At 64.0% G+C, this 24,340-nt stretch carries 22 protein-coding genes; all 22 read left to right on the top strand.

Annotated elements, in window-relative coordinates:
• Nucleotides 1-234 precede the first annotated feature (234 nt).
• The 22 genes from HG421_RS08200 to fliF all read left to right on the top strand — a co-directional run bounded on the left by HG421_RS08200 (nt 235) and on the right by fliF (nt 24,335).
• Complete coding sequence (locus HG421_RS08200; RefSeq protein ID WP_169705979.1) at nt 235-1,434, top strand: flagellin; 1,200 nt, start codon at nt 235-237, stop codon at nt 1,432-1,434.
• Between the two features lie 269 nt (nt 1,435-1,703).
• Nucleotides 1,704-3,029, top strand: a complete 1,326-nt coding sequence (fliD, locus tag HG421_RS08195) for a flagellar filament capping protein FliD (RefSeq protein ID WP_169705978.1) — start codon at nt 1,704-1,706, stop codon at nt 3,027-3,029.
• 150 nt (nt 3,030-3,179) lie between these two features.
• Nucleotides 3,180-3,593, top strand: coding sequence for a flagellar export chaperone FliS (gene fliS / locus HG421_RS08190; protein ID WP_029219813.1), 414 nt, complete (start codon nt 3,180-3,182; stop codon nt 3,591-3,593).
• A gap of 8 nt (nt 3,594-3,601) precedes the next feature.
• Nucleotides 3,602-3,895 carry a hypothetical protein gene (locus HG421_RS08185; RefSeq protein ID WP_169705977.1) on the top strand — a complete coding sequence of 98 codons (294 nt, stop codon included), beginning with the start codon at nt 3,602-3,604 and terminating at the stop codon, nt 3,893-3,895.
• A complete protein-coding gene (locus HG421_RS08180) occupies nt 3,895-4,461 on the top strand; it encodes a PilZ domain-containing protein (protein WP_169705976.1) in 567 nt (188 codons plus the stop codon). Before HG421_RS08185 ends, HG421_RS08180 begins: the two co-directional genes overlap by 1 nt.
• Nucleotides 4,462-4,530: 69 nt before the next feature.
• Entirely contained in the window at nt 4,531-5,163 is a 633-nt protein-coding gene (locus HG421_RS08175) for a response regulator transcription factor (protein WP_003482986.1), read from the top strand.
• Nucleotides 5,164-5,411: 248 nt separating this feature from the next.
• A complete protein-coding gene (gene rpoN / locus HG421_RS08170) occupies nt 5,412-6,815 on the top strand; it encodes an RNA polymerase factor sigma-54 (protein ID WP_169705975.1) in 1,404 nt (467 codons plus the stop codon).
• An 8-nt stretch (nt 6,816-6,823) separates the two neighbouring features.
• Nucleotides 6,824-7,207, top strand: coding sequence for a response regulator (locus HG421_RS08165; protein ID WP_005997154.1), 384 nt, complete (start codon nt 6,824-6,826; stop codon nt 7,205-7,207).
• Nucleotides 7,200-8,684, top strand: coding sequence for a sigma-54 dependent transcriptional regulator (locus HG421_RS08160; protein ID WP_169705974.1), 1,485 nt, complete (start codon nt 7,200-7,202; stop codon nt 8,682-8,684). The genes HG421_RS08165 and HG421_RS08160 overlap by 8 nt, the downstream gene beginning before the upstream one ends.
• 119 nt (nt 8,685-8,803) lie before the next feature.
• Entirely contained in the window at nt 8,804-9,913 is a 1,110-nt protein-coding gene (locus HG421_RS08155; protein ID WP_169705973.1) for a DegT/DnrJ/EryC1/StrS family aminotransferase, read from the top strand.
• A gap of 64 nt (nt 9,914-9,977) precedes the next feature.
• A complete protein-coding gene (locus tag HG421_RS08150; protein ID WP_169705972.1) occupies nt 9,978-10,202 on the top strand; it encodes an acyl carrier protein in 225 nt (74 codons plus the stop codon).
• 5 nt (nt 10,203-10,207) lie between these two features.
• Nucleotides 10,208-11,248 (top strand): ketoacyl-ACP synthase III, encoded by a 1,041-nt coding sequence (locus HG421_RS08145; RefSeq protein ID WP_169705971.1) that lies wholly within the window; start codon nt 10,208-10,210, stop codon nt 11,246-11,248.
• 2 nt (nt 11,249-11,250) lie between these two features.
• A complete protein-coding gene (locus HG421_RS08140) occupies nt 11,251-12,009 on the top strand; it encodes an SDR family NAD(P)-dependent oxidoreductase (RefSeq protein ID WP_169705970.1) in 759 nt (252 codons plus the stop codon).
• Between the two features lie 14 nt (nt 12,010-12,023).
• Nucleotides 12,024-12,785 (top strand): SDR family NAD(P)-dependent oxidoreductase, encoded by a 762-nt coding sequence (locus HG421_RS08135; RefSeq protein ID WP_169705969.1) that lies wholly within the window; start codon nt 12,024-12,026, stop codon nt 12,783-12,785.
• Complete coding sequence (locus HG421_RS08130) at nt 12,782-13,447, top strand: NeuD/PglB/VioB family sugar acetyltransferase (protein ID WP_169705968.1); 666 nt, start codon at nt 12,782-12,784, stop codon at nt 13,445-13,447. The genes HG421_RS08135 and HG421_RS08130 overlap by 4 nt, the downstream gene beginning before the upstream one ends.
• 14 nt (nt 13,448-13,461) lie before the next feature.
• Nucleotides 13,462-14,607, top strand: coding sequence for an aromatic ring-hydroxylating oxygenase subunit alpha (locus tag HG421_RS08125; RefSeq protein ID WP_169705967.1), 1,146 nt, complete (start codon nt 13,462-13,464; stop codon nt 14,605-14,607).
• Nucleotides 14,597-15,220 (top strand): UDP-3-O-(3-hydroxymyristoyl)glucosamine N-acyltransferase, encoded by a 624-nt coding sequence (locus HG421_RS08120; protein WP_169705966.1) that lies wholly within the window; start codon nt 14,597-14,599, stop codon nt 15,218-15,220. The genes HG421_RS08125 and HG421_RS08120 overlap by 11 nt, the downstream gene beginning before the upstream one ends.
• Nucleotides 15,221-15,251: 31 nt before the next feature.
• Nucleotides 15,252-16,193 carry a hypothetical protein gene (locus HG421_RS08110; protein ID WP_228331473.1) on the top strand — a complete coding sequence of 314 codons (942 nt, stop codon included), beginning with the start codon at nt 15,252-15,254 and terminating at the stop codon, nt 16,191-16,193.
• Between the two features lie 204 nt (nt 16,194-16,397).
• Nucleotides 16,398-17,912 (top strand): FkbM family methyltransferase, encoded by a 1,515-nt coding sequence (locus HG421_RS08105; protein ID WP_169705965.1) that lies wholly within the window; start codon nt 16,398-16,400, stop codon nt 17,910-17,912.
• 212 nt (nt 17,913-18,124) lie between these two features.
• Entirely contained in the window at nt 18,125-21,649 is a 3,525-nt protein-coding gene (locus tag HG421_RS08100; protein ID WP_282434632.1) for a glycosyltransferase, read from the top strand.
• Between the two features lie 576 nt (nt 21,650-22,225).
• A complete protein-coding gene (gene fliE / locus HG421_RS08095; protein ID WP_010373676.1) occupies nt 22,226-22,597 on the top strand; it encodes a flagellar hook-basal body complex protein FliE in 372 nt (123 codons plus the stop codon).
• 13 nt (nt 22,598-22,610) lie between these two features.
• Complete coding sequence (gene fliF / locus HG421_RS08090; protein WP_169705964.1) at nt 22,611-24,335, top strand: flagellar basal-body MS-ring/collar protein FliF; 1,725 nt, start codon at nt 22,611-22,613, stop codon at nt 24,333-24,335.
• The last annotated feature ends 5 nt before the right edge of the window (nt 24,336-24,340 follow it).

Genomic DNA, 24,340 nt, shown 5'->3' with positions numbered 1-24,340 from the left:
ACCAACGCTAAAGATCTACGGGGTGCTGCCGAATAAACCAAACCCCTTGATACACAACGCTTACGCTTTTCGTCCCGCGGCGGAAAAACAGTAAAAAAATACTGAATTTCGCTAAAGGTTCCTGACGCAACGCCGTTATTCATCTCAGCAGCGGCAACGGCCAACTTGATGGCCCCCCTGCGGAGGCTCCGGGCAAGTCCCCCTTGCCGGAAAAATCGCTTAGGAGAAATCAAAATGGCACAGGTAATCAACACCAACGTAATGTCGCTGAACGCTCAGCGTAACCTCAACACCAACAGCTCAAGCATGGCGCTGAGCATCCAGCAGCTGTCCTCCGGCAAGCGCATTGTCAGCGCTTCGGTGGACGCCGCAGGTCTCGCCATCTCCGAGCGTTTCACCACGCAGATCCGTGGCGTGGACGTTGCCGCGCGCAACGCCAACGACGGTATCTCGCTGTCCCAGACCGCCGAAGGCGCCATGGTGGAAATCGGCAACAACCTGCAGCGTATCCGCGAGCTGTCGGTGCAGTCGTCCAACGCCACCAATTCGCAGACCGACCGCGATGCGCTGAACTCCGAAGTCAAGCAGCTGACCGCTGAAATCGACCGCGTTGCCAACCAGACCAGCTTCAACGGCACCAAGCTGCTGGACGGCTCGTTCACTGGTGCGCTGTTCCAGGTCGGCGCCGATGCCGGCCAGACCATCGGCGTCAGCAACATCGTCGATGCCAACATCGACTCGCTGGGCAAGGCCAACTTCGCCGCCGCGGTGAGCGGTGCCGGCGTCACCGGTACCGCCACTGCCTCCGGCTCCATCAGTGGCATGTCACTGTCCTTCAACGACGCCAGCGGCGCTGCCAAGAGCGTCACCATCGGAGACGTCAAGATCGCTTCCGGCGACACCGCAGCCGATGTCAACAAGAAGGTCGCCTCGGCGATCAACGAAAAGCTGGATCAGACCGGCATGTATGCCTCGATCGACACCAGCGGCAATCTGAAGCTTGAGTCGCTGAAGGCAGGCCAGGACTTCACTGCGCTGACCGGCGGAACCTCCAGCGCTGCGGGCATCACTGCTAGCGCCGGCCTCACCACCGCCTCTGCCGCGTCCGGCAGTGCCGCCGTCACGCTGAGCAGCCTTGACATTTCCACGTTCTCCGGCTCGCAGAAGGCCCTGGAAATCGTCGACAAGGCGCTGACTGCGGTCAATTCCTCGCGCGCGGACATGGGCGCAGTGCAGAATCGCTTCACTTCCACCATCGCCAATCTGGCTGCCACCTCGGAGAATCTCACCGCCTCGCGCAGCCGGATCGCCGATACGGACTATGCAAAGACCACCGCCGAGCTGACCCGTACGCAGATCCTGCAGCAGGCCGGTACTGCCATGCTGGCCCAGGCCAAGTCGGTTCCGCAGAACGTGCTGAGCCTGCTGCAGTAACTGGCAGCTACCTGCCGCAGCAATGCGGCAGCGCTCCGCGCAGTCCAAAGCCCCTCTTCGGAGGGGCTTTTTTGTGGCCGCTGCCTTTGTAGAGTGGCCAGACGGGCTTTTGACGCCGGCCGCCGAATTCATCCGGGTATGGAACTTGCATCCCTGCATCCGGTGCGGGTGATCCAACGCTGCCGCTAAAGTCCTCACGGATGCAGCCGATACCCGTTACGTAATCCCACGCGTCCGTGCGTTTCGGACGCCCAGACGAGGAATGCACCATGGCATCGTTGGTCAGCACGTCCACCTCTGGACTGGACATCCCTACATTGGTGTCCAAGCTGGTGGCCGCGGAGAAAGACCCCGAACAGAACCGCATCAACAAGGCCGGCACCGCCGCGACCACCCAGCTCTCGGCGATCAGCCAGATCAAGAGCAGCATGACCACGCTCAAGTCTGCGCTGGATAAGGTCATCAGCAGCGCCGACACCAACGCCTACAAGGCCACGGTGCCGACCGATGCCGGTTTCACTGCCACCACCACCAGCTCGGCAGCGCCGGGCAACTATTCGGTGGAAGTGGTGTCGTTGGCCACCGCGCAAAAGCTGGCCTCCGGTGCGTTCACTGCCGATGCCACGGTGGGCAGCGGCACGCTGACGATCGGCTACGGCGACAGCAGCGTGACCGTGGACATCAGCGGCACCGACAAGCTCACCGACATCGCGGCGGCCATCAACAAGGCTGCCGGCGGCAAGGGCGTCACCGCCAGCGTGGTCACCGCCAACGATGGCCAGCACCTGGTCTTCAATGCGGTCGATTCCGGCACCAAGGGCGCACTGACCATCAGTGCCAGCGACCCGAGCCTGAGCGGCCTCACCTATGGCCCCGGCGTCACCGGCGGACTGAACCAGACCGTGGCCGCAGCCGACGCACTGGTGCGTGTGGACGGCTTCGAGCGGACATCCAGCTCCAATACCGTCAGCGACATCGTGCCAGGGGTGGTACTCACCCTCACCAAGGCCGCCGAAGGCACCAAGTTCAATCTGGGCGTGGCCGCCGACACCAGCGGCCTCAAGGGCAACCTCACCGCCTTCGCTGCCGCCTACAACACCGCCAACACCCTTCTGGCCAAAAGCAGCAGCTACGACGCGACGACCAGGAGCGCTTCGGCACTGACCGGCGACTCGCTGGTACGCAGCCTGCAGCAACAGCTGCGGGGCCAGGTCAGCGGCAACGTCAACGAACTCAAGGCCCTGGGCCTGACCATCGACAAGGATGGCGTGATGAGTTTCGACGGCGCCAAGTTCGACACCGCCATCGCCGCCGACGGTGGCGCCGCTGCAGAAGTCTTCGGCAAGGACAGCAAGTTCGGCGGCACCCTGACCAAGCTGCTCGACAGCAACGTCAATGTCACCAACGGCACCCTTACCCTGCGCTCGGACAGCTTGAACAAGACCATCAAGGGCTACGAATCGCAGCTGGACGACCTCGATGCGCGCATGGAAAAACTCAGCGACCGCTACACCGCCCAGTTCACCGCGATGGAAACCATGATCAGCAAGTTGCAGAGCAGCACCAGCTCGCTCAGCAGCCTGCTGATGAGCTGATTTACGTGATGCAGATCCTCAAGTCCTGTCAGGGTATTGCCGATACAAGAAGGGCCTATCGTGATTTCGGCCTTGCCTGTCGGCAGGAGCGTCGTCGCCCGAGCGCAGCGCTCCGGGACCCGCGAAGGTCAGCCCATTGAGGAGTCATCCATGTACGGTTCCAATCGTCAGTACGCCGAGCAATACCGCAAGGTCGGCGTGTCCACCAGCGTGACCGAAGCCGACCCGCACAAGCTGGTGTCGCTGCTGTTCGCCGGCGCCTGCCAGCGCATCCGTCTGGCCCAGGCCTGCCTGGTGCAGGGCGACCAGGCGCGCAAGGGCAAGGCCATCGGCGAAGCCTGCGCGATCGTCGGTCACTTGAACGGCTCGCTCGATCATGAAGCCGGCGGCGAGATTGCGGGTAATCTGTCGGCCCTGTACGACTACGTCATGCAGCGCCTGACCGCAGCCAATCTGCACAACGACGACACCGCGTTGACCGAAGCGCTGGATCTGCTCAGCGAAATCGACTCGGCGTGGAACTCCATCCCCCTCGAACAACGCGGTCTCTCCGCCGTTTCGTGAGTCCAACCATGCATAGCGTGCAAAGCCTTCAGGCCGAAATGGCCGACATCCGGATCGCCATGGCGAACGAGGAATTCGAAGTCATGCCGCTGATGCTGGATGCGCACGACCTGCACCTGCGCCAGTACGCGCAGCACGTGGACCTCGACCAGGACCGCGATGCCCTGCAGACGCTGCTGACGATGCACCAGGACCTGATGCGGCTGATGCGCGAGCGTCAGCGCAAGTTGCTGGAGCTGATCCGCGCGCAGCGCACCTCCTCCTCGGCCAGCCGCGCCTACGCCCGGGTCGGCCGGATCTAATGTCCGCGCTCGGCACACTCGCGCCGGACGCAGAGGCCGAGCTGTTTGCCGACACGCTCAGCTGCCAATTGCGTCTGCCGGCCGGCTTCCACGCCGGTGGCGACGCCGGCGCACACAGTGCCGCGGAAACCCTGCTGCGCAGTCTTGGCCAGGTCGAGGACCTGCGCAGCGAAGAAGCCAGCGAAGACCGCGGCGAACTGCCGCTGCTGGTGCAGCGCATGGACGCCAAGCTCGATCTGATGCTGGCGCTGATCGGCCGCCTGGTACGCCAGGGCGACAGTGGCCTGATCCAGAACCTGGTGCACTGGTCGGTGCGCGGCATCCGCCTGAATTGCGCAACCAGCCATGCGGCGGGCACCACGGGCGTGGTGTGCCTGCAACCGTCCGACTGGCTTCCTGAACTTGTACAGCTTCCAGCACAGGTGCTGGCAAGCGCGAGCGACGGCCACGATCAGTGGCTATGGCTGCGCTTCGCGCCGCTTGCCCCCGGGTTGCAGGATGCTCTGGAACGTCATCTGTTCCGTTTGCACCGCCGTCAGATCGCCGAGGCCAGGCGCCAGCGCTGACGCCGCCAGTTGGCGTCAGGCGCCGGGTCGGCTAAGGTGCCCTATACCGAAAAAGGTCCCTTCTGCGCCGTGCGAGTCATCATCGTCGACGATCACACCCTTGTCCGTGCAGGCCTGTCCAGGCTGCTGCAAACCTTCGCCGGCATCGATGTCGTCGGCGAGGCCAGTAACGCGCAACAAGCCCTGGACATGACATCCCTGCATCGCCCCGATCTGGTGCTGATGGACCTGTCGCTGCCCGGGCGCAGCGGACTGGACGCCATGACCGATGTGCTGCGCGCCGCACCGCGCACGCATGTGGTGATGATGTCCATGCATGACGACCCGGTGCACGTGCGCGACGCGCTCGATCGCGGCGCAGTCGGCTTCGTGGTCAAGGATGCCGCTCCGCTGGAGCTGGAACTGGCGCTGCGCGCCGCGGCCGCCGGCCAGGTGTTCCTGAGCCCGCAGATTTCCTCGAAGATGATCGCCCCGATGCTGGGCCGCGAAAAACCGGTCGGTATCGCTGCCCTGTCGCCGCGCCAGCGCGAGATCCTGCGCGAGATCGGCCGCGGCCAGAGCAACAAGGAAATTGCCGCCGACCTCGGCATCAGCGTCAAGACGGTGGAGACCCACCGCGCGCGCATGATGGAGTCGCTGGGCTGCCGGCGTGCGAACGATCTGGTGCTGCTGGCAGCCAAGCACCACAACGAGCTGGTTTGAGCAACTTCCAAGGACCGTTTGCCCGGCTGTCAGGAGGGTGAAAGGTGCATCCGGGCCACGTTGGCCAAAAACAGTGACGGAATTCCGTCAGGCACGCTCGAGCCCGCCAAAAATGTCGGGGGATTCCTGACAGGCTGTCAGGAAAATCACCAGTCGCCTCACCTGACTCCCCGATTAGAAACCCGTCGTGTTGTCCTGCAAGATGCGTTCCATCGCTGCTGCGTGCAGTGCCCTTCGGAAGCGCTTCGATGAAGACGACCATTTCCGCCCAGCTTGGCCAGCAACTGCACCTCACCCCGCAGCTGCTGCAGTCGATCCGTCTGTTGCAACTGGACGGCATGCAGTTGGAGTTGGAAATTCGTCGCGCGCTGGAAACCAATCCGTTGCTGGAGTTGGAAGAGCTGGCCGATAACGGGGACGAGGCCACCACCAACGACGATGGCGCCACCGATGTGGCCGCGTTCGATGAGCTGCCGGAAAGCACGATGTGGGACGTGCAGGGCAGCAGCTGGAACGATGGCGACGACGACCGCATGCAGCGTGTGGCGGCGGGCGAATCCACCGACCCGCATGTGCGCATCCTGCGCGAGCTGGCACTGGATCTGGACGAGGCCGCATTGGAGGCCGCCGCGTTCTGGCTGGAGCACACCGACGATGCCGGGTATCTGAGCGATGCGCTGTCCACGCTGCAGCAGCTCGGCGCCACGCGGTTGGGAATGCGCGTTGAGGCCGTCGAAGCGATCCGCCAGCGCCTGTTGCACGGCGATCCGGCCGGCCTGGCCGCCTGCGACCTGCGCGAATGCCTGCAGGCTCAATTGGCCGCCCTGCCCGGCCGCGTGCCGGCCCGTCACCTGGCCGGCCGCATCCTGGCCGGCGATCTGGACCTGCTGGCCAGCCACGACTATGCGCTGCTGGCGCGCGCCCACGATGCAGAAGTGGACGATGCGCGCGAAGCGGTGCGGCTGATCCTGTCGCTGCAACCGCGCCCAGGCGACGACCTGCTGCAGGAAAGCAACGCCAGCGTGATTCCGGATGTGCTCGCCTGGCATGCCGACGACAGCTGGCGGGTGGCGCTGAATCCTGCCACCACCCACCGGGTCAGCATCAACCCGGTGCACGAACGCGCGCTGGCCGAGGCCGGCGATGCCGCCCAGCCACTGCGCGACATGCTGCAGGAAGCGCGCTGGCTGACCCGTGGGCTGTCGATGCGCTACGAGACCCTGCTGCGCGCCACCCGCGCCATCGTCGAGCGCCAGGCCGCCTTCCTGGCCCGTGGCGAGGAAGCCATGGCACCGCTGACCCTGAAGGAAATTGCCGACGAGATCGGCATGCACGAATCGACTATTTCGCGCATCACCACCGGCAAATACCTGCAGACCCCGCGTGGCACCTTCGAGCTCAAGCATTTCTTCGCCGTGCGACTGGAAGGCGCCAGCGTCTCCGGCCAGGCGGTCAAGGCCATGGTGCGTCGCCTGATCGAGAGCGAGCCGGCCGGCCGGCCGCTGGCCGACGAAGCGATCGCCGGCCTGCTGTCGCGTCAGGGCGTTAATATTGCGCGCCGGACCGTGGCCAAGTACCGCGAACAACTGGACATCGCCCCGGCACGCGAGCGCCGTCGCACCACAAAACCGCTGCTTGCGCGAGCGGGATAAGGACTACTATGAGCAAACTCACCGTGCTGCTGGTCGACGACCACGAGGGCTTCATCAACGCTGCGATGCGTCATTTTCGCAAAGTGGAGTGGCTCAACATCGTGGGCAGTGCCGCCAATGGACTGGAAGCGATCGAGCGCTCTGAGTCGCTGCGCCCCAATGTCGTGCTGATGGACCTGGCCATGCCGGAGATGGGCGGCCTGCAGGCCACGCGTCTGATCAAGACGCAGGACGATCCGCCGTATATCGTGATTGCGAGCCACTTCGACGATGCCGAGCATCGTGAACACGCTCTTCGCGCGGGTGCTGACAATTTTGTCAGCAAGCTGTCCTACATCCAGGAAGTCATGCCAATCCTGGAGGGCCTGACGGAAGGAGCCAGGAATGAGTGAGTCCCGCATTCTGTTGATCGACAGCGACGCCGTCCGCGCCGAGCGCACCGTCTCGCTGCTCGAATTCATGGACTTCAATCCCCGCTGGGTCACCGACGGCGCCGACATCAACCCCGGCCGCCACCGCCATGACGAATGGATGGCGGTGATGGTGGGGTCGGCGCAGGACGCCGCGCAGGCCGACAGATTCTTCGACTGGCTGGCCGATGCCAAGCTGCCGCCACCGGTGTTGCTGATGGAAGGCAGCCCGAGCGAGTTTGCACAATCCCACGGCCTGCACGAGGCCAACGTCTGGGCACTGGATACGCCGTTGCGGCATGCGCAGCTGGAAGCGCTGCTGCGCCGTGCCAGCCTCAAGCGGCTGGATGCCGAGCACCAGGCCGGCGTGCAGCAGGACACCGGCCCGACCGGCAACAGCGAAGCGGTGACGCGTCTGCGCCGGCTGATCGACCAGGTGGCCGCCTTCGACACCACGGTGCTGGTGCTGGGCGAATCGGGAACCGGCAAGGAAGTGGTGGCGCGCGCCATCCATCAACATTCGCCGCGCCGCGACGGGCCATTCGTGGCGATCAATTGCGGCGCGATCCCGCCGGACCTGCTGGAAAGCGAACTCTTCGGCCACGAGAAAGGCGCCTTCACCGGCGCCCTGAGTGCACGCAAGGGCCGCTTCGAAATGGCCGAAGGCGGCACCCTGCTGCTGGACGAGATCGGCGACATGAGCCTGCCCATGCAGGTCAAGTTGCTGCGCGTGCTGCAGGAGCGCAGCTTCGAGCGTGTGGGCGGTGGCCAGACCATCCGCTGCAATGTGCGTGTGATCGCCGCCACCCACCGCAACCTGGAAGCGCGCATCAGCGACGGGCAGTTCCGCGAGGACCTGTTCTACCGTCTCAACGTGTTCCCGATCGAAATGCCCGCACTGCGCGAGCGCGTGGACGATCTGGCCATGCTGGTGCAGACCATCGCCGGCCAACTGGCACGCACCGGCCGCGGCGAGGTGCGCTTTGCCGACGAAGCCCTGCAGGCGCTGCGCAGCTACGACTGGCCCGGCAATGTGCGCGAGCTGACCAACCTGGTGGAGCGCTTGGCGGTGCTGCATCCCGGTGGACTGGTGCGCGTGCAGGATCTGCCGGCGCGCTATCGCGGTGACTTCGCCTCGTCCATTCCGGTCGAGTTGCCGCCGGAGCCGGCGTTGGTCGCCGCGCCCACCGACGCCACCACGCTGTCCAGCAATGTGGTGACGCTGCAGCCCAAGCCCACCGATGCCGAACCGGCCTCGGCAGCCAGCCTGCCCGACGACGGCATCGACCTGCGCGGGCACATGGCCAACATCGAACTGGCGCTGATCAACGAGGCGCTGGAACGTACTCAGGGCGTGGTCGCCCACGCAGCGCAGCTGTTAGGCCTGCGCCGCACCACCCTGGTCGAAAAGCTGCGCAAGTACGGCATCGACCGCGAACAGACCGAGTTGGCGAACTGAGCGTGCGCACGCACGTGAGGTTCCGCTCGCTGGCATAGCGCTTGCTTCCTCCGGGTACACCGCCCGCGGCCATCGGCTGCGGCGCAATCCCGACATCCACCCGCACCAGCGAGGCATTGATGCCCATCCCCGTCACCAGTCCGCTGCTGCCGCCGCTGGAAGAGTTCCTGCCCTACCTGGAACGCATCTGGACCAGTCGCATCGTCAGCAACGGCGGCGAGATGCACCGGGCGCTGGAGCAGGCGTTGTGCGATTACCTGGGCGTTCCGCATCTGGCACTGCTGACCAATGGCACCACCGCGTTGATCACCGCGCTGCAGGCGCTGCGCATCACCGGCGAAGTGATCACCACGCCCTACTCGTTCGTGGCCACCGCACATTCGCTGCTGTGGAAGAGCATCACCCCGGTGTTCGTGGACATCGACCCGGTAACGCTCAACATGGATCCGTCCAAGATCGAAGCGGCCATCACCCCGCAGACCACCGCGATCATGCCGGTGCACTGCTATGGCACCGCCTGCGATACCACTGCCATCACGCGCATCGCCGACATCTACAACCTCAAGGTGATCTATGACGCAGCGCATGCCTTCGGCGTGCGCGATGACGGCGGCTCGATCCTGCGCCACGGCGACCTGAGCGTGCTGAGCTTTCATGCCACCAAGGTGTTCAACACCTTCGAAGGCGGCGCGATCGTTTGTCCCGACGAAAAGACCTATCAACGCATCGGGCATCTGAAGAACTTCGGCTTCGTCGACGAGACCACCGTGGTGGCCCCCGGCATCAATGGCAAGATGAACGAGATCAGCGCGGCGTTTGGTCTGCTGCAGCTGCAGCACATCGACGAGGCCATCGCGCAGCGTAGCGCCATCGATGCGCAGTACCGGCAACGATTGAGCGACATTCGCGGCATCCATTGCGTTGCGCGGCTCGATCACGCCACGCCCAACTACGCGTACTTTCCGATCCTGGTGCAGGACGACTACCCGCTGGCGCGCGATGCGCTATACCAATTGATGCGCGAGCACGGCATTCTGGTACGACGGTACTTCTATCCATTGATCAGCGACTTCCCGATGTATCGCGCCCTGCCCTCGTCGGCACCGGCGTGGTTGCCGGTGGCGCGCTCGGTGGCGGCCCAAGTATTGTGCCTACCAATTTTTCCCGGCTTGACCGGCGACCAGGTCGATACCATTGCCGATCTGATTGCCGGTCAACAGGCAACGTGATCGCAACACGCTGCACCTGCATTCCAGACTCCCATCCCTTCAACAGGCAACCAGGCGAGATCGCATGACCCAGGCAACATTTATCGAGAACTTCCTCTCCGCCACCGACTTTCAGGAACCGGTGGAGGTCACGCTGGACACCGTGCTGCTGGAATTGCCGGAGTGGGATTCGCTGGCCGCGCTGGGTGTGATCGTCATGTTCGACATGGAATACAGCAAGACCATCACCGGCGAAGATCTCTCTGCCGCCGTCACCGTGGGCGATCTCTACAAACTGACCGAGGCCTAAGCACCATGCCGACCTCCACGCTGCACAATGTTCGCTTTGCCGGCATGGCGACCTGCGTGCCAAAGCGGGTCGTGTCCAACCTCACCGATTGCCGGCCGCAGATCCGCTCCGAACGCGAGCGCCTGGTGCGCAACATCGGCATCGAGACACGGCGCATGGCGTCAGAATGGCAGTGTTTTTCCGACCTTGCCTTCGATGCGACTGAGGTGCTGCTGGAAAAACTGCAGTGGAAGCGCGAGGAGATCGACGCGCTGATCGTGGTGACGCAGTCACCGGATTACCCGATCCCCGCCACCGCCATCATCCTGCAGGACCGACTGGGGCTGTCGCATGCCACCGTCGCCTTCGACGTCAACCTGGGCTGCTCGGCCTACCCGTTCGGCATCAACCTGCTCGGCTCGATGATCGCCGCTGGCGGCGTCAAGAAGGGCCTGCTGCTGGTCGGCGACCGCAGCGCCAACCTGGAAGACCCGATCTTTTCCGATTCCGGCACGGCCACGGCGCTGGAATTCAGTGCCGACGCGCCACCGATGTATTTCGACCTCAACAGCGATGGCAGCGGCTACAAAGCCATCATCCTGCCGGTGGGTGGGCATCGCGAGCCGGTCGGCATCCAGCACTTGGTGCCCTATCGAGAGGAGCCGGAGGGCGCGTGGAAGCGTGGCGTGGACCTGCAACTGGATGGCGTGGCAGTGCTGAGCTTTTCTACCCAACGTATTCCGCCTGCGGTACAGAAACTGCTCGACTATACCGGCGCGTCTAAGGACGAGGTGGATTACTTCGTCTTCCACCAGGCCAACCGCATGATCAACGAGACCATTCGCAAGAAGCTCGGCTTGCCGGTGGAAAAGGTGCCCACCACGCTACGCGACTTCGGCAACACCAGCGGCGCCTCGCTGCCTGTAACCATGACCGCGCGCATCAACAAGGAACTGGAATCCGGACCCAAGCGCGTGTTGCTGTGCGGCTTCGGCATCGGGCTGTCATGGGGCAGTTGCTTGGTGCAGATCGATGGCGCGGTGTTTCCTGATCTGATCGAGTCGTGAACATGACGTCGGCGAGCCCCGATGCATTCGGACTGCAGGACAAGACCATTCTGGTGACTGGCGCCTCCTCGGGGATCGGCGCTGCGGTCGCGGCGTTGTGCGCTCGGCTCGGTGCGACCGTGGTGCTGACTGGACGCGACGAAGAGCGCTTGAATTCTGTGGCCGCGACCTTGCACGGCACCGATCACAGGGTGGTCGCAGGCGACCTCACTGAGGAGGACACCCGCAAGCGGCTGGTAAATGCGGCGCCGGGCTACCACGGGCTCGCCTCGTGTGCGGGTATTGCCGCGCTGGTGCCGTTCCGTATGGCCGCCGAGAAACACCTGCAGCAGATGTTGTCGGTGAACTATCTGGCGCCGGTCAGCCTGACCCAGCAGTTGCTGGGCAAAAAGCGTCTGCTTGGCTCAGCGTCACTGGTCTACGTCACCGCGTTGTCCGCACGCGCTGCTCCGCAGGCAGCAGCAGGCTACGCCGCCTCCAAGGCTGCGCTCGAGGCGGCGGTGCGCACGTTGGCGCTGGAGCAGGCCAAGCACGGCATCCGCGCCAATTGCGTGGCGCCCGGGTATGTGGACACGCCCATGCTGAAAAAATTGGGCACTGCCGCGGACATGGACGACAAGATTGGGCTGACCCCACTGGGCCGCATCGATCCGGATGATGTCGCCAAGGGCGTGGCCTACCTACTCTCCACCGCCAGCCGCTGGATCACGCGCAGCACCTTGACCATCGACGGCGGCATTTCCCTGCCGATCCGCCTATGAGCCTGGACACAGCCATGCCCGCTTCTGACACCACCTCCGCCCTGTTGCGCGATCTGTATGGCTTGCAAGGCAAGACCGTGCTGGTCACCGGTGCGTCCAAAGGCATCGGTGAAGCAGTGGCGTTGGCCTGCGCCAACGCGGGCGCGCAGCTACTGATTGCCGGGCGCGACGAGGAGCGCCTGCAGACTACCCTGGCCGCTTTGCCGGGCGATGGGCACCGCCTGTTTGCTGGCGACCTGAGCGAGGCGTCCGTGCTACAGGACCTGGCTGCGCAGTGCGGGCCGGTTGACGGCGTGGTACACAGTGCCGGCATTCGCGGGCTTTCGCCAATGAAGCTGGTCAGCGACAGGTTCTTGCGCGAGGTGATGGATATCAACTACATGGCGCCGGTGATGCTGACACGGCATCTGCTGGCACGGCAGTCACTGCGTCCCGGTGGGTCGGTGCTGTTCATTTCGTCCATTGCGGCGCTGACCGGCACCGTCGGCGTCGGCCCGTATGCCGGCTCGAAAGCCGCTCTGATCGGTACCTTGCGCCCGTTGGCACTGGAACTGGCGCGGCGGAAGATTCGCGCCAATGCGCTGTGCCCCGGCCTGGTCGAGACCTCATTGATCAACGAGGACAAGGCCTGGTTCGAGGAAAGCCGCAAGCGCTATCCGCTGGGCATCGGACAACCCGATGACGTGGCACTGGCATGCCTGTACTTCCTGTCCGACGCCAGCACCAAGGTGACTGGACAGGCTTTCAGCATGGATGGCGGCGTGGAATTCGCATGACGGCTAATAGACCCAACCCACCATCTCACCTGCTGATCATTGGCGCCGGCGGTTTCGCACGAGACATCGCATCGCTGGCGTATCACGAAGACCCGGCCCATGGTGTCGAATGGGACATCAAAGGTTTTCTGGATGACCGTATGCACCTGCAGGGCACCTCGCGCTGGCCGATCGTCGGCGACCCTGCCACCTACCAACCGGTGGAAGGCGACATCTTCATCTGCGCGATCGGTAACCCCGCAGCGAGGCGACGCTACGCTCGGGCGCTCATCGAGAAGGGCGCAGACTTCATTGTGTTCCACCCGCCTCCGTCGCGCGAAGCAGCTGTTGGTTACATCGGTCGGGGCAGCGTATTCGATTCGCGCGTCTCCATTGGCTCGGGCAGCCGGCTTGGCGAATTCGTCACTGTGTTGTCCACCTCGATCATCGCGCACGAAGTCAACATCGGCGACTACGTGCAAATCGGCAGCTTCGTCTTCATCGGCGGCGGCGTGGTGATTGGCAACGAGGTAACGATCCACCCGCACGCCACCATCATTCCCGGCATCCACGTCGGCGACGGTGCGGTGGTCGGCGCCGGCTCGGTAGTGGTGAAGGACGTACCAGCCGGCGCCAGCGTGTTTGGCAACCCTGCCCGCATCGTGTTCCAGAAAGACATTTGACAAGGCAGTGACTCATGCGCTCGCGAATGCATCCCAGGTACTACCTGTCACCAGAGATTTTTTCCCGTGAACAGGAAAAAATTTTTCGCAAGGTTTGGCTTTTCGCCGGTTTGAAGACCCTGCTGACAGAGAACAACAACTTCGTCACCCGCAAGATCGCCGGCATCCCGGTCGTCATCCAGAATTTCAACGGCCAGTTACGCGCATTCGAGAACGTGTGCCTGCACCGAAGCGCGCCGCTGCAGACCGCGCCGATCGGACGACGCCCGCTGGTATGTCCCTACCACGCTTGGAGCTACGACCAGGACGGTGCGATCAAGAACATCCCCGAATGTCGTGCCCTGTATCGCATAAGCCGGGCCGAACAACAGAAGCTCCGGCTGCGGGAGTTCGCACTGCACGCGATCGGTAACGTGCTATTCGTCAACCTTGACAGTAACCCGATGCCAATCGAGGAACAGTTCCCCGCGCACTTCATTTCCATGCTGGAAAGCAGCTCCAACCTGTACGACGGCGAGGTGATGGTGACCACCTGGCACTGCAAGTTCAACTGGAAGCTGGCGTACGAGAACCTACGCGACGGCAATCACCCACGCTTTGTCCACCCTAAGAGCCTCGCCCGGGAATTCGACTTCATCCCCTACGTCGATACTGAACTGGCGGCCGAAGGCCTCCGTCCCCTGGCCGACACCAGCCCCACCGGGCTACGCGCGGAGATGCGCCGCTTCAGCTCGGCAAGCGCTGACGCACCGATCACCGAGCCCAAGCGTATGCCGTTCCATGACATGGTCGAGCGCTGGGGCGAACAGGACGCCTATTTCAACTGGCTGGCTTTTCCCAACATGCATATCGCCTGCCCCAACGGCGGCTATTCCTTCACCCTGGAGCATCACATTCCCGTGGCTCCGGACAGGACCGACCTGGAAATCTATTGGTTCACCACGCGCAAGAAGAAGCCTTATGCCTTTTCCAGCTGGAACCTGCTTACGCACATGCATGGCAGCCGGCTGGTGACAGGCGAGGACGTGGAGATCATGGAACAGGTGCAGTCAGCGCTGCACATGGACGCACCGATGCCAACCCAAGGGGTCTACGAGTTCACCAACCGCTTGGTGGAGCGTTGGTACGCAACACTGATGGAGACAGAACATGGCATCTAGATGCGTCATCGGAACCGGCATCTGCCTGGAGCAGGTTTTCAATGCCTGGAAGCAGGCCGAGCCGCAGGCCGACGTACGCAAGATCGAGGTTTCGCTACGCACCGACTATAGCTTCGACCTGGATGCGCTGGAGGGCCTGGACCCGGCCGAGGACAGACTGTTCATCGCCTACGACGAACGCTTCGGCAACTTCAAGCGCACGGAGCTGATGCAGCTGGCGATGGCGCGCGGCTTCAGCCTGGAGTCTTTCGTCAGCACTTCAGCCATGGTCGCTGCCGATGCCGTGATCGGCCGCAACTGCTTCATCGGCGACGGCGTGGTGATCGGCGCGGGCAGCCGTATCGACTACAACACCGTGCTGCATAGCGGGGTCAAGATCGGCGCAGGCGTGCATCTGCGCCCCTCATGTTGGTGCGACATGGGCGTCAGTATCGGCCACGGCACCGAGATCGGCGCGCACGCCATCCTGCGTATGGGAGCAGTGGTCGGCCCTGGAGTACGGATCGGCCGCCATTGCGAACTGGGCTGGCCACGGCTGTATGACCGGGACGTACCCAGCCGCACGGTGTACGACATCCGCTGTGACGAACCCATCCTGGTCTACGGACAGTAACGCAGGAGCCAGGCCCCACGCCTGTCGCACAATGAAAACCAACTACATATTCCTCGCCGGTATGGCGAAATGCGGGACCACGACTCTGGCCGGCTGGCTGACCAAAAGCGGGATCGCACAGTATTTGGTCGAGGATATCAAGGAACCGCATGGTTACCTGATTCCAGGCACGCCGCCGTCACTGCCCGCACCGGCGCAACTGCCGTGGCTGGATGCCAGCTCCGGCTACGCCGTCAGTCCCGATGCGATCTCGCGGCTGCCCGAACATAACACCCGAATCGTGCTATGCCTGCGCAATTCCTTCGAGCGGACCTGGAGTTCCTACCGCATGAATAAGATCAACGCTCTCCAGGAAAGCGAGGCGCTGGCACTTTCCAACAGCTACCTGAATGCCTCTGGGACCACCACGGCCCGCGGTGGGACGCTGTTGCCAAAGATCACCGCGTCCACTCCCTACCAGGAAGAGAAGGACCTTCAAGTGCGCGTGTTCCCTCGGGTTTCCTCTGGTTACGTCGAGCGCCATTTCGATGCAGAGATCGATAGACTCCGACAAGGAGACTTCGCAGGCCGGCTGGATTACGAAACAGCATTCCTGATGACTCGCCGGAGCTTCCCCTTCATGTCTGTCCTGATGGCGAGCTTCTATTACGCCGGCATTAGGGGCTTCCTTGATCGGTACCGTCCGGAAGACCTGATCCTTATCTCACTCGATAAGCTGAAGGACGAAGCGAACCGTGTAAAATTCCTGTCGAGGCTGATCGGTGAGGTACCTGAGACGAATGAAGTAGAGTTTGGCTTCACTAGCCGCGACCTTTCCTTCGATGAGCAGAAGCCCGACTTCGACGCACCGAAGTTCGACTCGCTGCGATCAGCGTTGTCCTATGATTTGCAGCAGTACTCAGACCTCCTGGCAGCACGCGGTGTGGCCACGGACCTGCTTGACTGGGACGATCTACGCCGGCACTTACGCTAAGCGCGCGCGGCTGCCATTGGCGGTGCCGATCCGCGAAGATGACGCTCTCCTTTCAGCAGACCGGCGCCGTTGTACGAGTTGGCGTCACGGTGGGACGTAGCTCTGAACTTGGCTGGCCGCATGTCTACTGCGAGAACGTGCCTGCCAAGATCTATTTCGACGCACGCTATGACACCCCCATTCTTACCTACGGGACAGACGTTCATGAACTCCAGAAATGAGCAGCTTCGCCAACAGATTCTACGTATCGCGGAGCAGGAGCGCCCTGCGCTTGAGGATGTCATTGCGCGCCTACCCGCGATTGCCGACCGCCCTGTATTCCTTGTCGCTCCCGAGTCCTATATAGGCATGGCCCATGGTCTGAGAGTCGTTGCCGGCCTACGCCATGTTGTTGCCGCAATTGATGACCAAAGCATCCACCTGGACCGCATCCACGGCGCGCCGCGCTGGAGCAGTCACGAGTTTCTTGCCAGAGCGGGCCAGTACGCCGACGCAATCGCGATCGATTTCTCTTGCAGCGAGCGCGGACGGGCGTTTGCAACTAACCTCTGTACTAGCGCGGGCATTGAGCAACTGAGCGTTGCGCCTTCCGTTGATCCGCTGATTCCAAGTTTCGAGCAGCGCCCGCTTTTTCTGCTCCAACCGCGCTCGGGCCTTGGCAACATTTATGGCCCACAGCTCGTTCAGCGCCCCAGCCATGTCATTGCGGCCATTGATGACCAGCCAAGCGACGACGACATCGTTCATGGAGTGCCGCGTTGGAGTTCGCACCAGTTCATCGAACAGGCGGCTCAGCATTCCCAGGCATTGGCCATCGATTTTTCTTACAGCCCAGGAGAGTTGGGCTTGACCCGTGAGCTCTGCGAGCAAGCAGGCATTGAAAGGGTAGATGCCTGTCTCGCCGTTGCGCATTGTGGGCTGGTCGCCGTGTACGAGCCTGCTCAGGTCTACCGTCAGCGGACGCTTCTGCGCCTGGACGAATTTCTGCGATTTGCGGATCGACTGGATGACGATTTGAGCGTCTTTACGCTCTACAGCAACCTATTGTTCCGCTTAACTTATGATTCCAGCCTTCTGTTGGACTGCTGGGCGACGCCGATCAATGAATACTTCTCAGAATACGCCGACAGCAGCACATTCCAGCTAGGCCAGCGCGAACATTTCTGCGATGGCGGCGCCTTCCAGGGCCCCATCGTCCGCAAGTTTCTAGAAGCATCCCGCTTTCGCTACGAAAGCATCACCGCTTTCGAACCCGATGGAATCAACTTTCAGAAACTGGAGGGCATCGCGAGCGCCATCCCTCTTCCCCCGCATAATTTCAAGACCATCAGAAAAGCCATCTCCAATGAACATACGACGCTGCGCTTCGAGGAGACCGGCACGGTTTCCAGCCATGTATCGCCGGGTGGTGGAATTTCCGTGGCGACCACATGCCTAGACGACGAATTGGAAAAGCTGACGTTCTTGAAGTTGGACATCGAAGGATTTGAAGCCAGGGCACTGGAAGGCGCATCTCACCTCATCCGTAGCCAGCGCCCCCGCATGGCGATTTGTGTCTACCACTACGCCCAGGATTTACTGGATATCGTGGAACAACTGGACAAATTGGTCGACGGTTATCACTTCCGTCTACGCCAGCACTCTCCCGGCCACTACTACGACCTCGTTCTGTATGCATCGCCTGTCGCCGGTGCCGCACCACCGCCCTGGGCGGAGTAAGCCTGGGGACATTCACGGTTTGTAAGGGCCTGCTCCCAGTGCCATCGCAGCCAATCTCTCGATGGAGACGCATCATGATCCGAGCGGCATGCATATTGCATCGACTCTCGATCAGTTCGATGCCCACTGACCTCCTGGGTGATCGGCCCGATTTGCTCCGGCATCGCGTCAACATCGGATAACTCTTGAATGATCAACTCGGACGACCACCCGTGAGCTCTCCTGCCCTGGTCAGCATCGTCATGCCGACCTACAAGCCGCGCTACTTCGCGCAGGCGCTGGACAGCGTACTGGCGCAGACCTATCCAGCGTTGGAGCTGGTGATCTGCGACGACAATGCCGATGGCGCGATCGAGTCCATCCTGGCGCCTCGCCTGGCGTCTGCCCCCTTCCCGATCCGCTACCGCCGCAATCCGACGCGGCTGGGTGAGCTAGGTAGCACGCTGAAGGGCATCGGCCTGGCGCAAGGCGAATACGTCAAGTTCCTGCATGACGACGATGTGCTGGAGCCCGATTGCATTGCTCAGCTGGTGGAAGCGATCGAGCGCAACCCGGGCACGGCGATGGCGTCCTCACGTCGGCAACGCATCGACGACGATGGCGCGCCGTTGCCGGACATCCTGGCCACCAGCTTTCCGTTCGATGAAGACGTGCTGATCGATGGGCCGGAACTGGTGTCGTTCCTGTCCGACCACGCCATCAACTTCATCGGCGAGCCCAGCTGCGTGCTGTGCCGGTGCGCCGACCTGGTGGCGTTGGGCGACACGCTGATGATGTTGAACGGCAAGGCCATCGACTGGGTGGGCGATCTGGCGATCTACGTCAAGCTGCTGCGTCACGGCAACCTGGCGTTTCTGGCCAGCCCGCTGACGCACTTCCGGGTGTCCAGCGCGCAGTTCAGCCAGGCCGGGCGCGATCAGGTCGGGGTCGGCGATCAGGGGCATGAAGACTTGCGCCAGGGCATCCGCCAGCTCGGTTGGCGGCGCGAAAGCGGTGACAACCGGCAGGTGCGGGTGGCGCCGCTCAGTCCGCACAAGGCGCGGGTGTTCAAGTCGGTGGATCTGGTCAATGCGTTGATGCGCAGCGCCGGCATGGCCGAGCAGGTATCGCCGGCGACCTGGCTGGGCGTGCGGCACCCCAGCGATGTGCAGCGCGCGTTGATCGATGCGCGCCTGCATGCGCATGCCGGCGGGCCACGGATTGCGGTGATGCTGATCGACCGCGCTGGCGATGCCCAGGCCGTGGCCGCCACGCTGGCCAGCCTGCAGGCGCCCAACAGCTATCCAAACCAGCAGACCTGGGTGCTCAGCGCCTCGCCGGCGCAGGTCAGCGATGCCGCACGCGGAGTGTTGATCGACAACGACGGCCTGGTGCCGGCACTCAACCAGGCCATTGCCGCGCAGCAGGGTATCGACTGGGTGCTGCTGGTCGACGCCGGTGCCGTGTTCACCCTCAGCGGGCTGACCGTGGTGGCGTTGGGCCTGCTCGCGCTGCCGGACACCTGCCAGGCGGTATACGCCGACGAAGTGGTGGCGCTGGACGACCGCCAGCTGGGGCTGGCGCTGCGGCCGGCGCTGTACCTGGACGCGCTGCTGAGCGCACCTTCCACGCTGTCGCGGCACTGGCTGTTCCGCCAGACCACGCTGGTGGCTGATGGCGGATTTCCGGCAGGTCCGGGCGCGGCCTTCGAGCTGAATTACCAGTTGGGTCTGGTTGAACGCCACGGGCTGGCTGGTGTGCAACATATCGCCGAGCCGCTGCTGGCGTCCTCCTCCCAAACCCGGCACGGCGATGCCGACGAACACCAGGCCATTGCGCGTCATCTCGCTGCGCGCGGTTATGCAGAGGCGCAGGTGCACAGTGCCGGCCCTGGCCGTCATGCGCTGGAGTATCGGCACGCGCAGCAGCCTTTGGTCAGCATCCTGGTGCTGGTCGATGGCCGCCTGGCGCAGGTGCAGCGCTGCCTGGAGAGCATCCTGGCCAACACGGCGTACCCGCACTACGAAGTGCTGCTGCTGGACCGCGCCAGCAGCCAGCCGGAATTGCGCGACTGGCTGGCCGGCATCGATGGGTTGGGGATGCAGCAAATCCGCGTGTTGCGCTTCGCCGCCGAGCCGTCGCGCGAAGCAGTCTGCAATGCCGCTGCCGAGCATGCGCGTGGGGACGTGCTGCTATGGCTGGCCGCAGGTGCGGCAGTGATGAAGGCAGACTGGCTGGAGCAGTTGCTCAACCACGCACTGCGGCCGGAGGTGGGCGCGGTGGGCGGCAAGCTGCTGCGCGGCGATGGCACCGTGCACCATGCCGGCCTGCTGCTGGGCCTGGGGGCGCCGGTGGCGCGGGCCTTCGCAGGCAGTGCCTTCGACGACTCCGGTTACCTGCAACGCCTGCAGCTGGACCAGAACTACGCCGCGCTGAGTGGCGAGTGCCTGATGCTGCCGCGCCAGCTGTTCCTGGACGCTGGCGGTTTTGCGCTGGAACCGGAACTGGCGCCGTGGAGCGATGCGGACCTGTGCCTGCGCCTGCACCAGGCCGGCTACCTCAATGTGTTCGCAGCGCGCGCGCAGCTGCTGATCGACCCGCTGGAGCCGCCCGCCGCCACGGCGCTGGACGAAGAAGCGATATATGCGCGTTGGCTGCCGCTGATGGCCAATGACCCGGCCTACAACCCGGGGTTTTCGCTGGACCCGGGCGCCGGCTTCCAGCTGGCAGACCCGCGCGCCAGCTGGCGTCCGCTGCAGTCGTGGCGGCCGCTGCCGCGGGTGATGGCATTGCCGGCGGACATCGAAGGCTGCGGCCACTACCGGGTGATCCAGCCGCTGCGCGCCCTGCGCGAAGCCGGACTGGCCGAAGGGGTGTTGTTCAATGGCTACCTGGAGATCGCCGAACTGGCGCGCCAGGATCCTGACGTGGTGATCCTGCAGCGCCAGGTCGGCGAGGCGCGGCTGGAGGCGATGCGGCGGATGAAGGCATTGTCGCGCGCGTTCAAGGTCTACGAGCTGGACGATTACCTGCCCAATTTGCCGCTGAAGAACGCGCACCGGGCGCAGATGCCCAAGGACATCCTGAAGACGGTGCGGCGCGGGCTGGGCATGGTGGACCGTTTCGTGGTCTCCACCCCTGCCCTGGCCGAGGCGTTTGCCGGGCTGCACAGCGATATCCGCGTCGCCGAAAACCGCCTGCCGCCGCATTGGTGGGAACATCTGCCCGAGCGGGCCGAACGCCAGGGTGGCAAGCCGCGGATCGGCTGGGCTGGCGGCGCCAGCCATACCGGCGACCTGGAATTGATTGCCGACGTAGTGAAGGAGCTGGCCGACGAGGTGGAATGGGTGTTCATGGGGATGTACCCGTTCGCGCTGCGCCAGCATATCCATCAGTTCCAGCCGGGCGTGCCGATCGATCAGTACCCCGCCGCGCTGGCGGCGCTGGACCTGGATCTGGCGCTGGCGCCGGTGGAGCAAAACCTGTTCAACGCGTGCAAGAGCAATCTGCGGCTCCTGGAGTACGGTGCCTGCGGCTATCCGGTGATTGCCAGCGATGTACGTTGTTATCAGGGCGAGCTGCCGGTGACGCTGGTGAAGAACCGGTATCGCGACTGGATCGGCGCGATCCGCGAGCACTTGGCGGACCTGGAGGCTGCACGCGCCAAGGGTGCGGCTTTGCGCGAGGTGGTGCGGCGCGACTGGATGTTGAGCGGCAGCAATCTGGACACCTGGCGAGCCGCGTGGTTGCCTGACTAGCGCGCGGGTGCGCTGCTTCAGCGTTTCCTCACTTGCAGTAGAACGACTGTCTGACTGCATGTGAATTGACAGCGCGCCCTCATCCGGCGCTGCGCGCCACCTTCTCCCGCCGGCGGGAGAAGGGATGCCTGGCTGTGCGTGATCTGTCGGCTGCGCCGCAGCTGACCATCACCGGCTTCCTTCTCCCGCTTGCGGGGGAAGGTGCCCGAAGGGCGGATGGGGGCATGCGTCCACACTGATGGAGATCTGCGTTTTCACTCTGATGCCGCGGGTTGCCATGTCTGCAGCCGCGTGGCAATTGACGGTGCGCCCTCATCCGGCGCTGCGCGCCACCTTCTCCCGCGGGCGGGAGAAGGAAAGCCAGGCTGCGTGTGATCTGTCGGTTGCCCCGCGACGGACCATCCACCGGCCCCCTTCCCCCGCTTGCGGGGGAAGGGGCCCGAAGGGCGGATGGGGGCACTATCGCTGCGACGCGACCACAACAGCCGCGACATGAACGCCCCCGCGCCGGAATCCCGGCACCATTTCGGCACGCCGCTTGCATTGGTGTCACTGCCTCCCTGGCTGACCGCACCCATGAGCGATTCCGTCACCTCCATCCTCTCGCAGATCCGCAGCTACCAGACGCAGATGGGCCAAGGCCCCATGGGCGCGGTGGGCGATGCGGCGCGCGGCAACCAGATCCAGGGGCTGGCCGGCGCACAGGGGACCCCGGCCACCCAGGCACCGAGCTTCAGCGAGACCTTGCGCGGCGCCATCGGCGGCGTCAATGAGGCCCAGCAGAAGGCCGGTGCGCTCTCCAAGGCGTTTGAAATGGGCGACCCCAGTGCCGATCTGGCCCGGGTCATGGTCGCCTCCCAGCAGTCCCAGGTGGCCTTCCGCGCCACCGTGGAAGTCCGTAACCGTCTCGTCCAGGCTTACCAGGACGTCATGAACATGCCGCTGTAAGGATTGACGACACATGGCACTCGCGATCAGCAGAGAAAACGTGAACCAGAACGCCGAGAAGGCGGGTCAGTGGTTCGACCGTGTCCGCAGCCTGCAGATCACCCGCAAGCTGACCATGATGGCGATGATCGCCCTGGCGGTCGCAGCCGGCCTGGCGGTGTTCTTCTGGTCGCAGCAACCCGGCTACCAGGCGCTATATACCGGCCTGGATGAAAAGGGCAATGCCGAGGCGGCCGACCTGCTGCGCACCGCGCAGATCCCCTACAAGATCGACCAGGCCACCGGCGCCATCTCGGTGCCGCAGGACCGCCTGTACGACGCCCGCCTGAAGCTGGCCGGCTCCGGCCTGACCGGCAAGGAAACCGGCGGCGGCTTCGAATTGATGGAAAAGGACCCGGGCTTCGGCGTCAGCCAGTTCGTGGAAAACGCCCGCTACCAGCACGCGCTGGAAACCGAACTCTCGCGCACCATCGGCACCCTGCGCCCGGTGCGCGAAGCCCGTGTGCACCTGGCCATTCCCAAGCCCAGCGCCTTCACCCGCCAGCGTGATGTGGCCAGTGCCTCGGTGGTGCTGGAACTGCGCGGCGGCCAGGGCCTGGAGCGCAACCAGGTCGATGCCATCGTCAACCTGGTGGCGTCCAGCATCCCGGACATGACCCCCGAGCGGGTGACCGTGGTCGACCAGAGCGGCCGCATGCTCTCCATCGCCGACCCGAACAGCGACGCCGCCCAGCACGCCGCCCAGTTCGAACAGGTGCGCCGCCAGGAAAGCTCCTACAACCAGCGCATCCGCGAGCTGCTGGAGCCGATGACCGGCCCGGGCCGGGTCAATCCGGAAACCAGCGTGGACATGGACTTCTCGGTGGTGGAAGAGGCCCGCGAGCTCTACAACGGCGAGCCGGCCAAGCTGCGCAGCGAGCAGGTCAGCGACACCAGCACCAGCGCCACCGGCCCGCAGGGCCCTCCGGGCGCCACCAGCAACAGCCCTGGCCAGCCGCCGGCTCCGGCCGTGGCCGGCGCGCCGGGCACCCCGGCGGCCGCCAATGGCCAGGCCGCCGCCCCGGCCACGCCGACCGAAAGTTCCAAGAGCGCCACCCGCAACTACGAATTGGACCGAACCTTGCAACACACCCGTCAGCCGGCCGGCCGTATCAAGCGGGTGTCGGTGGCGGTGTTGCTGGACAACGTCCCGCGCCCCGGTGCCAAGGGCAAGATGGTGGAGCAGCCGCTGACCGCTGCCGAGCTCACCCGTATCGAAGGCCTGGTCAAGCAGGCAGTGGGCTTCGACGCGGCACGTGGCGACACGGTGTCGGTGATGAATGCCCCGTTCGTGCGGGAGGCGGTGGCGGGCGAGGAAGGCCCGAAGTGGTGGGAAGACCCGCGCGTGCAGAACGGTCTGCGCCTGCTGGTCGGTGCGGTGGTGGTGCTGGCGCTGCTGTTCGGCGTGGTACGCCCCACCCTGCGCCAGCTCACCGGCGTGACCGCGGTCAAGGACAAGCAGGGCAAGGCTGGCAACGATGGCACTCCGCAGAGCGCCGACGTGCGGATGGTCGACGAAGACGACGACCTGATGCCCCGCCTGGAAGAAGACACCGCGCAGATCGGTCAGGACAAGAAGAGCCCGATCGCCCTGCCGGACGCCTACGAAGAGCGCATGCGCGTGGCTCGCGAGGCGGTCAAAGCCGATTCGAAACGTGTCGCTCAAGTCGTGAAGGGATGGGTCGCCAGTGAAGCCTGATACAC

It is taken from the genome of Xanthomonas campestris pv. badrii (genome assembly GCF_012848175.1).
Classification (GTDB): Bacteria; Pseudomonadota; Gammaproteobacteria; order Xanthomonadales; family Xanthomonadaceae; genus Xanthomonas; species Xanthomonas campestris_C.
This window is presented reverse-complemented; position numbering and strand designations above follow the sequence as displayed.

Bases quoted from the DNA above. Each gene is read 5' to 3' on its own strand.
- fliE (WP_010373676.1), top strand. From the start codon at position 22,226: ATGAGCGATTCCGTCACCTCCATCCTCTCGCAGATCCGCAGCTACCAG.
- HG421_RS08150 (WP_169705972.1), top strand. From the start codon at position 9,978: ATGACCCAGGCAACATTTATCGAGAACTTCCTCTCCGCCACCGACTTT.
- HG421_RS08110 (WP_228331473.1), top strand. From the start codon at position 15,252: ATGAAAACCAACTACATATTCCTCGCCGGTATGGCGAAATGCGGGACC.
- HG421_RS08155 (WP_169705973.1), top strand. From the start codon at position 8,804: ATGCCCATCCCCGTCACCAGTCCGCTGCTGCCGCCGCTGGAAGAGTTC.
- fliS (WP_029219813.1), top strand. From the start codon at position 3,180: ATGTACGGTTCCAATCGTCAGTACGCCGAGCAATACCGCAAGGTCGGC.
- HG421_RS08125 (WP_169705967.1), top strand. From the start codon at position 13,462: ATGCGCTCGCGAATGCATCCCAGGTACTACCTGTCACCAGAGATTTTT.
- fliD (WP_169705978.1), top strand. From the start codon at position 1,704: ATGGCATCGTTGGTCAGCACGTCCACCTCTGGACTGGACATCCCTACA.
- rpoN (WP_169705975.1), top strand. From the start codon at position 5,412: ATGAAGACGACCATTTCCGCCCAGCTTGGCCAGCAACTGCACCTCACC.
- HG421_RS08165 (WP_005997154.1), top strand. From the start codon at position 6,824: ATGAGCAAACTCACCGTGCTGCTGGTCGACGACCACGAGGGCTTCATC.
- HG421_RS08160 (WP_169705974.1), top strand. From the start codon at position 7,200: ATGAGTGAGTCCCGCATTCTGTTGATCGACAGCGACGCCGTCCGCGCC.
- HG421_RS08135 (WP_169705969.1), top strand. From the start codon at position 12,024: ATGCCCGCTTCTGACACCACCTCCGCCCTGTTGCGCGATCTGTATGGC.
- HG421_RS08130 (WP_169705968.1), top strand. From the start codon at position 12,782: ATGACGGCTAATAGACCCAACCCACCATCTCACCTGCTGATCATTGGC.
- HG421_RS08140 (WP_169705970.1), top strand. From the start codon at position 11,251: ATGACGTCGGCGAGCCCCGATGCATTCGGACTGCAGGACAAGACCATT.
- HG421_RS08120 (WP_169705966.1), top strand. From the start codon at position 14,597: ATGGCATCTAGATGCGTCATCGGAACCGGCATCTGCCTGGAGCAGGTT.
- HG421_RS08145 (WP_169705971.1), top strand. From the start codon at position 10,208: ATGCCGACCTCCACGCTGCACAATGTTCGCTTTGCCGGCATGGCGACC.
- HG421_RS08200 (WP_169705979.1), top strand. From the start codon at position 235: ATGGCACAGGTAATCAACACCAACGTAATGTCGCTGAACGCTCAGCGT.
- HG421_RS08180 (WP_169705976.1), top strand. From the start codon at position 3,895: ATGTCCGCGCTCGGCACACTCGCGCCGGACGCAGAGGCCGAGCTGTTT.
- fliF (WP_169705964.1), top strand. From the start codon at position 22,611: ATGGCACTCGCGATCAGCAGAGAAAACGTGAACCAGAACGCCGAGAAG.
- HG421_RS08185 (WP_169705977.1), top strand. From the start codon at position 3,602: ATGCATAGCGTGCAAAGCCTTCAGGCCGAAATGGCCGACATCCGGATC.
- HG421_RS08105 (WP_169705965.1), top strand. From the start codon at position 16,398: ATGAACTCCAGAAATGAGCAGCTTCGCCAACAGATTCTACGTATCGCG.